This is a genomic window from Paraglaciecola sp. (assembly GCF_039943935.1).
Lineage (GTDB): Bacteria > Pseudomonadota > Gammaproteobacteria > Enterobacterales > Alteromonadaceae > Paraglaciecola.
In genome coordinates, this window is sequence record NZ_JBDUZQ010000024.1 from 97,193 (window position 1) to 110,993 (window position 13,801).

The window sequence follows — 13,801 nt, forward strand, 5'->3', positions numbered from 1 at the left end:
ATGGGAAATTAATCGGACATTAAAGAGTAGAGGATTTACGCTAGAGAGTTTCAGATACGACAAAGTCGCTTGGTGTTAACACAATTAAATGTAATAGCTCACATCTGATCTGACACTTTGAGCCGATAGGTTTCGACCTCCGCTGATAGTCTGCATTGAGCGAGAAGCAGTCGTTTACTGACAAAGTTTCAATGTTCATAGTACGAGATCGACCTAAATTTGTGAGGAATGAACGCCGTCAAGTTATCCGTTACAAATAATCTATGTCAACGTCGATTTCTTCTTGGTGTTCACGCTCGAAAACTAGCTTTATTAATTCATCATCTTCTTCAATTGCTGATGACAAAGATGCTTCATCATCAATCGCATCGTTAATTTTGACGTACTTTAAAATACCTTTCGCCTTGTGATCTTTGGTCATAAACTAACACTTTAGAAAGTAGTGAATATTGTAATTATATCACATGACAGTTTTTGGCACTCAGGCGATCGTCTGTAACGAGCGATATTGCAGACCTTCGCTAGTCATAGTGAAGGGACTGGTGAACGCCCAAAGCGGACGTAAAGAAATCAATCGCAATGCACTGATTCATCTATAGAAGACATAAGTTGACCATGACCCCAGTTTTATTTTAAAAATGGCATTAGTTTCGACTCTTTAATAAGATGTGCTGTAATATTCTAGACTTTTGATTGGTAGCTCATATTTAGTTTCTAACTATGCTAAAAGGAAGTTATATGAAAGCTGGTGACGTAATGCTTGTTTGTGGTCAAAACAAACCATTCGAAATATTTAAAGTACATGCAAAAAATTATATATAAAGACGCTAGGTCAAGTCATGTCTTGATATGTTTAGGAGATAGTACATATATTCATGCTACTGATGACGGTGGTGTCCACTTGAGATTTCTTTTTGATGAGATGAAAGAGATCAAAGACGATTGGAGGATCATAAGATTACGTGCTTTGCCTGAAGAAAAAGAAGAGGAGTTAATACGAGCAGGCATTTATTTTATTAAACAATCATACAATCACAAGTTTCTATTAGCGTCAGATGAAAAGTCCTCCTTTTGTTCTGAACTTGCCGGTAAAATTTTTAATAAGGCCAGTATTCAAATTTTTAACGATCTTCCACCTCATAAATTAACTCCAGCTCATTTTGATCAGGAGGCAGACAAAGGAGTGGATTGGGAAGATGTTACTGATGAGTGCAGGAAATCGTATATTGATTCGGACGAAAATCACCATAGAATTGTGTTCGATAGTTTAGCTTTTGTGATTCACGGTGGTCGCAAAAGAAATCAGACGAAAGAACTTTTTTTAGGTGCTATTGAAACTTTATCACCCGATAACGGTAAAAATATCAGGGAAGAATTCGACAAAACATTTAGCGAAACTAAAATTCGCTTCTGGGATCAACGAAAAGATGATTAAACTTTAGACCATTCGCAGCGCAAACTGGCATACAGTTTTTTGCAAAGAATTTGCAAAGTGTCTTTTCAAAATCCACCGCCAGTAATGGTGTGCCGGTTCAAGTCCGGCCTTTCCACTTTCATATGTTGTTCTTAGAAGGAGCAACCATTGAAAACCCATGGGGCGGCACGACATTTACCCGCATCAAAGCACCATCTCATAGCGACATGGTCGAAATAGTCCATACCATCAGCCAACGTATTGTGCGATATTTAGAAAAAGTCGGCTTGGTAGAGCGTGATATGGAAAACAGTTTTCTTCAATAATGTCGGCGCGTGAGGTTACATGAGAATATCCACAAAAAAGTGTATTGTTAATCAATGGTAAGTACTCTTGTTCAAAGCATTTTCGCAGTACTTTTCTTGAAAGCCTTCCTCACCAATCAATGCGCTTATTACTACGCTAGTGTCTATTACGATTTTCTTCATCTAGTCGTGATAGCGTGTATGATGCCATAACGCAATTTTGCTAACATAGATAATGAGTATTAGACATTATTTTCAATGACAGCTTCTGCCTCTACAGGAGCCAGTCATAGAACTTCTGCTCAACGACTGCAAATGGCACGGAGCAGGCCAACAGCCAGCATTAACAGGAATAATGAAACTACAACTCGGGATCGCTCATAGCCTTCATAAAAGCTTCCATATTAGCGTTAGGTTGCTCCACGTCAAAGTTGCCATAATTGTATTTTAATTCTGACCATAAAAGTTTGAACTTTCCTTTGCGTCTAAAAAGGGGGTGGAGCCACACCGTTGATAAAAGTGGTCGGCATCCTTCATTTATATTCATTGTTACCAGACCAATTAAGCAATCTCGCTCTTCGTTTGTGTTTGGCACCACTAACTTTTCTACAAATGGATAAGCTTCAACGTTTTTCCAACCTTCATCAGAAATATCCCAACTCATTCCATCTCTGCATTCCCTACTTTGATATCTTCTAAGCGCGACGCATGCAAGCTTCTCCCAATCCGGCGATGAAATGGTTATTTTCGCGCTATACTCAGCTCCTTTGGGTGCGGGTATAGGACGAATTATGCATGCATTACATTCTTCTAATAATAAAACTGACGCTTCAGTGGTATCCATTACATTAACCTTTTTACCAAAGGTCACCAGATCAAATAATCCTGAAAGGAAGTCATCAACGACATATTCATCAATGTAGACTTCCTTTGTAATATCTCCTTTTCTAGTATTTTTATATCGCGTAACTTTATTGTATTCGATGTCTACAATATGAAATAAGCCAGATGGTATATTTTCAAACCCAGCAGGGCTATCTGCTAAATAAATATAGCTTTGATCATAGCTACGCATATGTGTTATCAGTGATGCACATGCACTTTCAACATCAGAACCAAATATAAAGAGGCTCTCAGCCTTAAAAGAAATACCAGAATTAGGAAAAATTTTCTCACAAAACTTCGTTAAAAGGTCTGAAATTTCTTTCTTGGCAAAATCATTATAATTAGCTATGACGATCGGCACATTCAGACGTTCATATTCGTTGTCAATTAAACAATCAATAGCAAGGCTAAGTGCCTTTTTGTGCTGTTCATGTATGTCCGTTACCTCATTTAAATAGGTTTCTTTTAATTCAATTAAGTTCATGCAAAATCCTATTTCTAACAATAATATTATTATGCCGAAGCGCGATACACCATCCCATCAAAAGTATGGTATTTCAATTCGATTTAATGTCCGCTTTTCGCTCATAGCTGCCGTTCAACCTGTTAAGTTGTTTAGTCCCCTTTGAGCGATTAGCGGCCGTTGATTCGCTCGACTGTGACGTTCTGCTTCAGACAATAAGCAGAAGTTCATATTTAGCTTCCTCGTGTGAACATGACCTCTTGGTAGCGGTTACTCAGAAGTTTAGCTTAGAGTCATTGGAATTTTGATGCCCGCGCAATAGGCGCTAGCTCATGAGTATTCTAATACCCTGATATACATATTTACGCAGTGATAAACACGTAATTGATGTATTTTACCGCAATGTTACTTCCTTCAGTACCTGCACTTAACAACAAGAAACGCCAGTAACAGGCTTAATCATTGCGTCACCCGCTTTTTCATAAACGTTTCCTGTTCCGTTATAGGCTCAATGCCACCCGTGATCTAGCGAGTAACGATGGGGTCGATTAACTCAATGAGTTGCTTAATTGCAAACCCAATCATTGACATCAGAGTCAGTGCATAGAGAGGGTTTGTTAATTCTGACGTTTCCACAATACCTGCATGCTAGAAAAACTCGAAGGCCGTGCCGACGAAAATACTTGCGGTCACGTTATCAGTTTCTGACTGCCAGCCAATTGAAATTCCGCCCGTTAATGCATCTTTGTCGTCTCGCATCAGATATAAGGGCAGTAAAATTCCCATTTCATCATTTTCAAAGTCCCGTGTCACTTTAGGAGCAATAGCAAAGTTCATTTCTGAGTTTGCCCAGCGGAGTTCGACGTAAGCCATTTTACGACGAGTCTGTGTAGGTTCTCCGATAACAACGTTGCTACAAGAAGTAGCGTTCTCTGGCACGAGTAAAGGTGAACAAATCTGTGTCTCGCGGCTACCTGTGTAACTTTCCTGATACTCAAGACCACCTCCCCAGACTGTTCTTCCAGACTTTCGATAGTAATAAGCTGTTATAGACCAAGGAGATTCTGTTTGTTCCTGATCAGCGAATGTGGTGGCATCTTTGAATTTAAAATTCTCACGACCAATTTTGCTTTTGAATCCGAATATATTTGCACTTATTGGCTCTAAAAACCCTCTCTGCACAAGCTCATCCCGTTTTTTTTCTCGCTGATACTCAAACTGTTCTACATACAATTTGTGATTATCATCAGATTCGTTGTCACAGTCGGCAATGTTCTTGGCTTTACAATATACATCTTTAGTTATTTGTCCTGTTCCACAGCCTCCAATATGAGAAGCGTCGTTCAAGAACTCTCTACATAACCTTTCCATCATGGTTTTAATTGTAGAAACACTGGAAGCCGGCCTTGTGTCAATGCTCCAATACGAAACATTTAACTGAAGGTTTGTAGAGTTGGCTACTCCGTCAAAATCCGCAAATGCAGAAGCTCCTGACTCACCAGAGTCATCGTACGGAGTTTCTATAGCAATATCCCATTTTAGTTCGCCACTATCGAGGCTCTTTCCCGGCATAGCCAGCTTTAAGTAAGCAGTTTTCTTTTCCGTCCCTGCATTAAGTAATATAGCGTCGACACCTGAGCTGAGATTACCGGTACTGAGACCAGGTAAATCACTAACGTCTTCTGCTTCAACATATGTGCATACCAAAACAGACAAGAAAAATAGTTTAATCAGCATGCATGCTTTAAATGTCCTCATGATGGCACCTTCAAAGTAATGGCGTTTTCGTAGTCAGGAGCGATAGCTGAGTCAGTGAAATTGTCGTTGTCAGATTGTGTAGTTGCGTTAATAAACTCAAATTTAAAAACAGCCCTGCCGCTGCCAAAAATGCCAACTATATGTAAATCGTTATCCCCTGTAGGCACGTTCTCAAATACCTCTGAATCTCCAGTACCGATATTCCTCGTTTCACCATTAAAGTTGATCGTTAACATCAGCTCATCTTCTTCATCAATGCGTTCAATCGTTACAGTCGTCATGTGTGTTTCCTTTTCGTTCTGAACAGGTGGAATGCCCGGCGAGGTGGTCACCAGCTCGAGGTTCATTCTTTCCAGTACATAATTAATATCTATTGCGTAGGTCCAGTCTTCCTGCATTTTCCCCGGACGCAGCCTTTGCACCCAACCACCCCATAAAAGCGCAACAGCATTGTGCTCTTCATCATCAGTCACAATCAGTTTTCCGCTGTCTCCGGGATTCGAAAATGCAGTTGGGATCAACTCTATTTCATCCTGATTTATTTGCTCATCACCAACGATGAGATAGTCGGTATATATCTTGTTAGCCCCATCGTTGTACTCATATGCGAACGCTTTGATTTCTCCTTTTTGCAATCCTCTTCGGCCTCCCACCCCAGCTACCCGTTTGCCCACGGGCCCCATGGAATTGAGATCCAATTGCAGCGGCGCACCAATAGTGCCGAGGCCAGGCAATTCAGGATCGATATGAGGAGCAATTTGTGGAAGTAGCTGAATGAAAGCGCAATCAATTCGATAGTAGGTTTCAGGTTCGTCGACGACACCCGGGAAGCGATGCTCATCGGTTGCGTACTCCAATAAGTCCTTAACTCTGCCAATCTGTGGGCTATTAAACCACGGAAAGCAGATCATGCTATCAAGAGCACTGGCCACATGCTGGTTAGTTAATATTCCTAAAGCACCATCGGTTTTGCTTCTGGCAAAGCAGCCCAACGTGCCAGTATGCCCTGAGCCATCAGAGTTGATGACAGCAAGACGAGCACCGGCTGGCATAAAACTCTCAGAGCCATGTAGCACCTGCAACAACTCAACATTAGAGCGGGATAACGGCGGAGCGCCCTCCAGTTCACTCCAGGAAACAATGTCGTTCCCATCTGCGTACGGTGCCCCATTGCTTTGGTAAGTTTTCAGATAGGTTTCATCGTATGAGCTACTCTGGATTACATCAGTTGAACATTCGATACCGTTTCCGTCATTCAGTGTCGGTGGAATTCTGTCTTGCTCACTTAGCCAGGCATTGTTGATTTTTCTAGGAACGAAAATCAGAATGGCGGGCACCCCGGAGGATTCGCCATCTGAGTATTTAAAACCGAGTGCACTACCTAAATTACCGTTTACTCGATCAATTAATTCGCGATTGTGAGAGCGGATCCTCAACAAATCACTCAAAGAAGATGCTGCGGGCATAACAAACTCCATTTTACCGTTGTATGTGCTTGTTATGTGACTCAAATATGTCAGTTCTCTCACAAAATGTGAAAAATATCTCTCTACCTTCAGCTATACATTAATAAAAATGCATAGCTAGCCCCTGATCGATAGAATGAATTTAGTGCCATGGTCATTGCTGCAATCAGATAATTTAAGGCGGCCCTCTTAGCTGATAATTTCGTGGGACGATGGTCAGGATAGTCATTAACACCATCAATATTGTTGTTTTCTGGTTTGCTAAACAGCGTCTCCGGCTTCGATACCTGATTACGTGGCTAGTCGATAAAAAGTAAAAAATTTTGCGAATGATTATGTATCTCCTTTTTTTTTCGAGTATAGGAAACATTAACGCTATGTACTAACCAATGTGACAGCTGCAACTGAGGCTGATTGCACGTGTGTCAGACTCATAAAGCAAATGGACGCCCTTATTCTGAACATTTGGCAGGAGTATAGACTTGATACTCATTGAGCCTCCCCAATCAGCGTGACTTTCAGCTACTCTGATAGGTGACAAAACCAAACGGAGAAGCTCAGAGGTTTGGATTGATCCTGAAAAAATGATCAAAAGATGACTAGTACCTATTGACCAACCAGAGGCTCATATGTGTTAGAGCATGTTTTTCAAATAAGCGAAGAAAAAGGGTTGGCGGCTGGTTACACTATTCTATAGAGGATACAGACTGCCTCTATCAGACATTAATGAATGCTGTGGGAAAGACTTACTAGAAATGGTGGTAGCTTTGACTGATGATAAGTCGAAGCCATTGAGTGAAAGACGGGAATACGTGCTTAAAAAATTGATTAGGCACCCGAGGATATCCGTATGCTAATGCTTGCTGACATCACTGCATGAGAAACATCTCTCTGTAAGTAATCAATATTTTTAGTTTTATTGGTCTAAAGTGCAGTCGCCGGCATCTGAACTGGCATATTTAATTTGAGGTCGATGCAACACCTGACAGGCAGCTAAATGACACTTAGCCGATAGTCGGAAGTGAGCATGAGTTTTAATTAAACTCTGTATACAAAAAATGTGAGTTTGAGTTCAGACCATTTTAAATTGAAGTACAATATCTGTTTTCGCAGGGGGCTATATTGGTTAATTTTAACCAATGTTTTTTGCCCTTTTTGTGACGTGACTGTGACCAAAGGTGTTAATCGTTGTAAATCGGCTTGTGACCGTGAAACTCTCAATCCCTTTATACACGCGGTGTAGACGCTTTTCGCCGGGGTAGACCGATTAAGCCCTTTTCGACGGGGTGCTCTCCGGAGGCAGAGGTCAGAGGTTCGAATCCTCTCGGGTGCGCCATCTACTCCCCTAAAGTAGTCAACAACTCTCAATCTTAACTACAAAATTAGCAGCGATCACAAATGTACACCCGATAGGTGAGAACCTCTGCTAGGTTCGACAAAATTGTCTGGAACAATTTTATTCACTACATCCATGTAGTTCACTTGCTTCGCAAGCCCGCTTTGCGGTTCTGATTTGTTCCTACAAATTTTGGTGGACATCTTTAGCTGGTCGCGAAGCGACGAAGCACATGGATGTGCTGAGCAATCCTCTCGGGTGCGCCATCTAGAAAAGCACTTCCCTTGTAGTGACCACTAACTAAATTTATTCTGTGACCGGGCTGCGGCCAAAAGTAAAGCTACCTAATTGGCTATGGCACTAATTTGATTTATGCTTCACCTAAACTAATCAATGTCTCTGACCCCATTGATTATTGAATGTCAACACGAAAGTAACCTGATACTGGGAATGCTATATCTTCCGGCGCCATAAAGAAAAAGTGAAAATAATACGTACCCGAATCAGGTAGGATATAATCTAATTCGTCTTCACAGTTGTATGAATCGGAATTGATACTTATCCCAACAGCACTTTTTTTACGTCTATCTAACTCTCCACTAGTGCTGCTGCAACGGGTATACATAATTGTTGGTATTGATTCTTCCAAATATGTATTAATAACTAGTCTGTCCCCTGCATCACCTGTATATGCAAAATAATTAAATAGAAGGTCTTTGTTGATTTGATTATCACCACCAACTAAGAATTCCTTTGGTTTACTAGGTACTCCCCCCATTCCATCTGCATCCAAAATTTCTATGTCGTTTAAATTAACTTTATCTATAGTAAAGTAACCATTGCCTTGATTTGGAAAATTTAAATAAATTTCATGTTCTCCGGCCTCAAAATTCATAACGAGCCTATGGTCGCATGCTGCCCCAGAGCCATTCACCCGAATAAATCCTCCATCCGCATCGCTAGCACAACGTGTTTTTTCTAATGTTTGTAAACCATTATCTAGAAGAACCGAAATATGAATCCGTGTATCTTCGGTCAGCACCAATGAAAAATAGTTAGAAAAAGAGTCTCCACTAACAATATTTCTTTTGTCAAAAGATACTGATGATGGATTGCCAACAGTTCCACCAGGATTATCTCCAGTTTCTGGCTCTGAGATTGTGGGAGGAATTGCAGACTCTGAACTACAACCGCAGCTAAATATTAGAAGTGATATCAGAAATATAGCAGTTAGACGTTCCATTAGTTTTCCTTAACAATAGAGAATTGAGTTCAAAGGTTGTTGCATAGAGGTTCTGATTACAACAAGCTGTGTGGTAATCAGAACCGAATCATTAGCATTATTTAGAGTGCCACATTGTTACACATATTATTTAATATACATATCTAATCAATGGGGTCAGAGACGTTGATTTTATAACTTAGCCATCTACGCTTAAGTTATACCTTTACTTTAGGGAATGGAGTGACCGTGGCTAGATTACCTCGATTAAATTTACCGGGTATACCCCAGCACGTTGTTCAGCGTGGTAACAATCGCCAAGTTAGTTTTTTTACTGAGCAAGATTACGCGGTTTATCTTGATAAACTCAAAGACTACGCAAAAAAGTACCAAGTGAATGTTCACGCATTCGTATTGATGACCAACCATGTACATTTACTGATGACACCCGAAACGGAAAAAGGTGTCAGTCAGCTTATGCAATCACTGGGACGGTATTATGTGATGTACATTAATAAAACCTATCAACGTACCGGGACTTTATGGGAAGGACGATATAAATCTACCTTAGTCGATAGTGATAACTATTTCTTGTTAGTGAGCCGTTATATCGAGCTTAATCCGGTTAGGGCTAACATGGTGGAGCACCCAGCAGAATACCCTTGGTCAAGTTACCACAGCAATGCACTGAATAAAGATGTTGCTATACTGTCGCCTCATCACTGTTATCAATCACTTGGGAAAACCGAAGAAGCGCGTAAACAAGCTTATAAATATCTGTTTAAACACCATATACCTGAACTGACATTGCAAGAAATAAGGGACGCAACAAATAATGCGTGGGTGTTAGGTGAAAATCGATTTAAACAACAAATTGAGCAGCAAACAGGTAGAAGAGTCGTGCCACTAGCGAGAGGTGGTGATAGGAAATCTAAGGGTTTTAAAGGCATTAACTAAATCAACGTCTCTGACCCTATAGATTGAATCATTTAAAGGAGTATGACCCCTTTACCCCTTTTTCACAGACATAACTTTATGCTTTAGGATGATGATGTGAATAGTTAGATGGATTATTAGGTGAACACAATGGATAAAATAGAGTTTGTTGCTTTTTGCGAGTCACAATTAAAGCTAGTGTTTAATTTAACAAAGCAGGGCAAGCCAGACAGTAAGCAAAAGCATCGAGTCGAAGGGGTATTATTAGCAGGTGAAATGCTAGGTGTTATTGACCGTTTAGAGAGTTCAGAGTTAATGGAAAAAGCCCATTTAGAGGTTTTTGGCGAAACCCTAGCAGCGCGAACTGAACGTAAACAAGCCCATGCCAAACTAAAAGCACTCTCACCAGATGATTACTTTGATATACCAGCAATAGAAAGGCGCAAGTGACGACGGGTTAATTAATTTTTTTGGCGATAGAGTTGATCACCAAACACTATGAATGTTCACTTGCTTTCTAATTATCTGATTGTTTTTATAGGGGTTTCGTGGGGAAACCTCTGACTCTATTGATTAAATACGATTAGAAATTTAAGCGCCGCCCATCACAGGCGGCAACAAAATTAACTACTCAATACTTGGGATACGACCTGGAGTCCAAGGCGCACCTATTGCCTCTAACTTCATTTCTAACTCAGTTAAGTCAGCTTTTAATGTTTTTAATTGGTCTGCCACACGGGTATATTCTGCTTCGGCAATATCGAGTGATGCAAGGTGATTACCAGACACTCGATTTTGACTACCACTTATCGCATAGTAGATGCTTGATGTACGCCCTCTAACAGACCAAGGAACAGGTTCTTGACGTGCCCGTACGGTGGCATCACCTGATAACAACACACTTAATTGCACTAATTTCGCTTGCAGGTTACGTACTGCAATTGCCTGCTCTTCTGTTGCAGAAGGTGTTAAATCAATTGCTGCAGTTAAATGCTTAATTCGATTCTGTAACTCAGACTGGGCTTTTGCTGCACCACTCACCGAACGATACAGATTAGCCGCACGTTTCTGAACCGTATATAGGCCTGCTCTGTCTTCTGTAATTTCAGGGCTGTTATTCAATAATTTCAAATTAAATACCTGTGGTTCTGACAGCTCAGTAACCTTCCCAAAGTGACGTTTCTTTAGCGTCACCGTATATTCACCTGGTAAAGCAATTGGCCCGTTAGGAGGAATAGCCCATGAAGGAACATATCCTCCAGGTTTTTTCAAACTAACCGGAGCAGAAGAGGGGTAATGCATATCCCAAGCAACACGATGAAACCCTTTCTTTGTTGAAGCGCTAACCTTACGCACTATCTTGCCTATTGAGTCTTTCACCTCTAAGAATACAGTAGGTGCTTCTTCTTGATCTTCTTTGCGTAACGTATCCCAGCTAGGGTACGGTGTGTCTTTGCCTTTTTTCTCAATGGCTTTTTCTTTTTCACGACGTTGTTTTTGCATAGTTTGGTAGCCATCCCTTAAATAATAAGAGAAAACCGCACCATAGGCTGGGTTGTCAGCGCTATAAAACGCATCACCATTTGAGCCATTGCGTTCCCCACCATATTGATAACCCTGTAAATATAACCAACTATCTTTGACAGGGAATAATGTGGCCACTTCTTCACTTAAACTATTGGTTGAAGTACGCAGAGGTGAATAATCATCTAAAACATAGATTCCTCTACCAAATGTACCCACAATCAAGTCACTCTCACGGCGTTGGATTTCTAAATCTCGTACAGCTATGGTCGGAAACTTCCCTTTCATCGGAGACCAATTTTTACCACCATTTTGAGTAACAAATAATCCAAACTCAGTCCCTACAAATAACAGATTAGGGTCGACATGATCTTCTGCAATTGTGTGTACTGAGCCTCTGATGGGCAAGTCATTGCTAATTAGCTTCCATGATTTACCTTTGTTTGTGGTTTTTAAGACATAGGGCTTATAGTCTCCCCGCTTATGATTGTCGAATACCGCATAGGCAACATTTTCATCATGTAGTGAGGCAATAATATCTTCAACCAAAGACATGTCTGGTACGCCCTTAAAACTATCTTCAGTGCGCCAGTTCTCACCACCATCTTCGGTAACACTAATTAACCCATCATCTGTTCCAACATACATCACGGCTTCTTTTAATGGGCTTTCACTTAACGCAATAATAGAGCCATACATAGAGGTTGAAGCATTTTTAGCAATAGTATCTACACTCCAGACACGGTCCATGACCTTTAACTTATTGCGGTCAATTTTACGGGTTAAATCAGGGCTAATAACACGCCAATTTTCACCGCGGTCATCAGATTGAAAAACCTTTTCAGCTGCATAAAACAATCGCGTAGGACTATGTGGGCTTAGCAATAACGGAGAGTTCCAATTCCATTTATAAGCGTTTTCGCCAGTCTTAGGGTGCGGGGTAATGGATACTCTTTCACGGGTACGTTTGTCGTATCGAGCGAGACCACCATATTGATATTGTGCGTACACTATATTTGGATCATTTGGGTCAATTTGTGGTTTATAACCATCGCCACCAATCACTATGTTCCAATCTGCATTGGTAATACCATGGATCACATCAGTGCGTGAAGGTGCGCACAATGAACTGTTATCTTGGGTTCCGCCACATATATTGTAAAAAGGCGCAGCGTTATCTGGCTGAGCCCGATAAAACTGCCCTAGAGGTAAATTTTGTGCATGACGCCACTTCTGGCCACGGTCCCAACTCTCATAAACACCGCCGTCACCGCCCATTAACAAGTGGTTTGTGTCATTTGGGTCTATCCATAATGCGTGGTCATCAACATGTCGAAACTGATTTGATAGTGCAGTAAATGTTTTCCCTCCGTCTTCTGATACTTTAGAAAACGTATCAAGAGAATACAGGCGATCTGGGTTAAGCGGGTCTACCACTAACTCATTATAATACTGAGGGCTGCTTGTCATGTGGCCAGAACGTTTTTTCCAGGTCTGCCCAAAATCAACTGAGCGATACACCCCTTTATCCTTATCGTTAGACTCAACGATTGTATACAGAATATCCGGCTTTGATGGTGCCATTGCAATACCAATTCTACCCATATGCTCAGAAGGTAAACCTGCCTTAATACGCGACCATGTTTTACCACCATCTAAGGTTTTATGAATACCACTACCCGGACCACCGTTTATTAAGGTCCACACATGACGACGACGCTGATAACTCGTCGCTACAATAATATTTGGATTGTCAGGGTTAACAACAAACTCGTTAATGCCAGTGTATTGGTTTATTTCTAAGATTTGTGTCCAAGACTCTCCACCGTCAGTAGTTCTATAAAGCCCACGGTCACCACCATTGCTCCACAATGGCCCCTGTGATGCCACTAAAACATGCTCGACATTCTTTGGGTCAATCCAGATTTGTGAGGTATGACCGGAATCTTTAAGACCCATGTTGGTCCAGCTTTTACCGCCATCAATAGATTTATAAACCCCATCACCATACGCGACAGAACGTTGAGAGTTGTTTTCACCAGACCCAACCCACAAAACTTTAGCGTCTGATGGTGCCATTTCAATCACACCAATTGAATATGAGCCTTGTTTCTCAAAAAGAGGAGTCCAAGTTGTCATATTATTTGTTGTTTTCCATAAGTTTCCTGATGCAGTCGCAACAAAAAACTCATTTGGACGATTAGGGTTAACAGCAAAGTCTGACACTCTTCCTGAAATCATTGCAGGCCCAATGTTACGTAGTGGAATATCTGCGATTGGGCTTTTCGGTGATTCTTTAGCCTGTGTTACTGCTGGCGACACCCCAATAGCAAAGGCTAAGCCTCCAGCTACAAGGTATTTAGAAATTGACATGATGACGTTCCCTAAGAAGTTGGTTCTATCTTTTGAAAGATAGTTATTTCTTATTTTCAACAAGTTATGTAAATACACTCTCGCTATCAATTCAAGTCAATTTGCCCGCCAGAAACATA

General features: G+C 41.0%; 10 protein-coding genes. 4 read left to right on the forward strand and 6 right to left on the reverse strand.

What is annotated here, in order from left to right; genetic code table 11:
* Positions 1-250: 250 nt before the first annotated feature.
* Positions 251-421, reverse strand: a complete 171-nt coding sequence (locus ABJD71_RS16965) for a hypothetical protein (protein ID WP_348172217.1) — start codon at positions 419-421, stop codon at positions 251-253.
* Between the two features lie 381 nt (positions 422-802).
* On the opposite strand from ABJD71_RS16965, the gene ABJD71_RS16970 reads away from it, so the two are divergent.
* Positions 803-1,435 carry a hypothetical protein gene (locus tag ABJD71_RS16970; RefSeq protein ID WP_348172219.1) on the forward strand — a complete coding sequence of 211 codons (633 nt, stop codon included), beginning with the start codon at positions 803-805 and terminating at the stop codon, positions 1,433-1,435.
* Between the two features lie 89 nt (positions 1,436-1,524).
* Positions 1,525-1,740 carry a hypothetical protein gene (locus ABJD71_RS16975; protein WP_348172221.1) on the forward strand — a complete coding sequence of 72 codons (216 nt, stop codon included), beginning with the start codon at positions 1,525-1,527 and terminating at the stop codon, positions 1,738-1,740.
* A 340-nt stretch (positions 1,741-2,080) separates the two neighbouring features.
* On the opposite strand, the gene ABJD71_RS16980 is transcribed toward ABJD71_RS16975, so the two are convergent.
* From ABJD71_RS16980 to ABJD71_RS16995, 4 genes are all read right to left on the reverse strand, one after another.
* Positions 2,081-3,088, reverse strand: coding sequence for a hypothetical protein (locus tag ABJD71_RS16980; RefSeq protein WP_348172223.1), 1,008 nt, complete (start codon positions 3,086-3,088; stop codon positions 2,081-2,083).
* Between the two features lie 627 nt (positions 3,089-3,715).
* Positions 3,716-4,825, reverse strand: a complete 1,110-nt coding sequence (locus tag ABJD71_RS16985; RefSeq protein WP_348172226.1) for a hypothetical protein — start codon at positions 4,823-4,825, stop codon at positions 3,716-3,718.
* Entirely contained in the window at positions 4,822-6,291 is a 1,470-nt protein-coding gene (locus ABJD71_RS16990; protein WP_348172229.1) for a hypothetical protein, read from the reverse strand. Before ABJD71_RS16990 ends, ABJD71_RS16985 begins: the two co-directional genes overlap by 4 nt.
* A 1,748-nt stretch (positions 6,292-8,039) precedes the next feature.
* Positions 8,040-8,870, reverse strand: coding sequence for a hypothetical protein (locus tag ABJD71_RS16995; RefSeq protein WP_348172232.1), 831 nt, complete (start codon positions 8,868-8,870; stop codon positions 8,040-8,042).
* Between the two features lie 228 nt (positions 8,871-9,098).
* Between ABJD71_RS16995 and ABJD71_RS17000 the strand changes: the two genes are divergently transcribed.
* Together ABJD71_RS17000 and ABJD71_RS17005 are read left to right on the forward strand one after the other, a co-directional pair.
* Positions 9,099-9,806 (forward strand): transposase, encoded by a 708-nt coding sequence (locus ABJD71_RS17000; RefSeq protein ID WP_348172235.1) that lies wholly within the window; start codon positions 9,099-9,101, stop codon positions 9,804-9,806.
* A gap of 129 nt (positions 9,807-9,935) precedes the next feature.
* Positions 9,936-10,235, forward strand: a complete 300-nt coding sequence (locus tag ABJD71_RS17005; RefSeq protein WP_348172237.1) for a hypothetical protein — start codon at positions 9,936-9,938, stop codon at positions 10,233-10,235.
* Positions 10,236-10,412: 177 nt separating this feature from the next.
* Here the strand turns inward: ABJD71_RS17005 and ABJD71_RS17010 are convergent, their stop codons facing one another.
* On the reverse strand, positions 10,413-13,682 hold the full coding sequence (locus ABJD71_RS17010; protein WP_348172240.1) for a glycosyl hydrolase: 3,270 nt from the start codon (positions 13,680-13,682) through the stop codon (positions 10,413-10,415).
* Positions 13,683-13,801 lie beyond the last annotated feature (119 nt).

Bases quoted from the DNA above. Each gene is read 5' to 3' on its own strand.
- ABJD71_RS16985 (WP_348172226.1), bottom strand. From the start codon at position 4,825: ATGAGGACATTTAAAGCATGCATGCTGATTAAACTATTTTTCTTGTCT.
- ABJD71_RS16995 (WP_348172232.1), bottom strand. From the start codon at position 8,870: ATGGAACGTCTAACTGCTATATTTCTGATATCACTTCTAATATTTAGC.
- ABJD71_RS16965 (WP_348172217.1), bottom strand. From the start codon at position 421: ATGACCAAAGATCACAAGGCGAAAGGTATTTTAAAGTACGTCAAAATT.
- ABJD71_RS16990 (WP_348172229.1), bottom strand. From the start codon at position 6,291: ATGCCCGCAGCATCTTCTTTGAGTGATTTGTTGAGGATCCGCTCTCAC.
- ABJD71_RS16970 (WP_348172219.1), top strand. From the start codon at position 803: ATGCAAAAAATTATATATAAAGACGCTAGGTCAAGTCATGTCTTGATA.
- ABJD71_RS17010 (WP_348172240.1), bottom strand. From the start codon at position 13,682: ATGTCAATTTCTAAATACCTTGTAGCTGGAGGCTTAGCCTTTGCTATT.
- ABJD71_RS16980 (WP_348172223.1), bottom strand. From the start codon at position 3,088: ATGAACTTAATTGAATTAAAAGAAACCTATTTAAATGAGGTAACGGAC.
- ABJD71_RS17005 (WP_348172237.1), top strand. From the start codon at position 9,936: ATGGATAAAATAGAGTTTGTTGCTTTTTGCGAGTCACAATTAAAGCTA.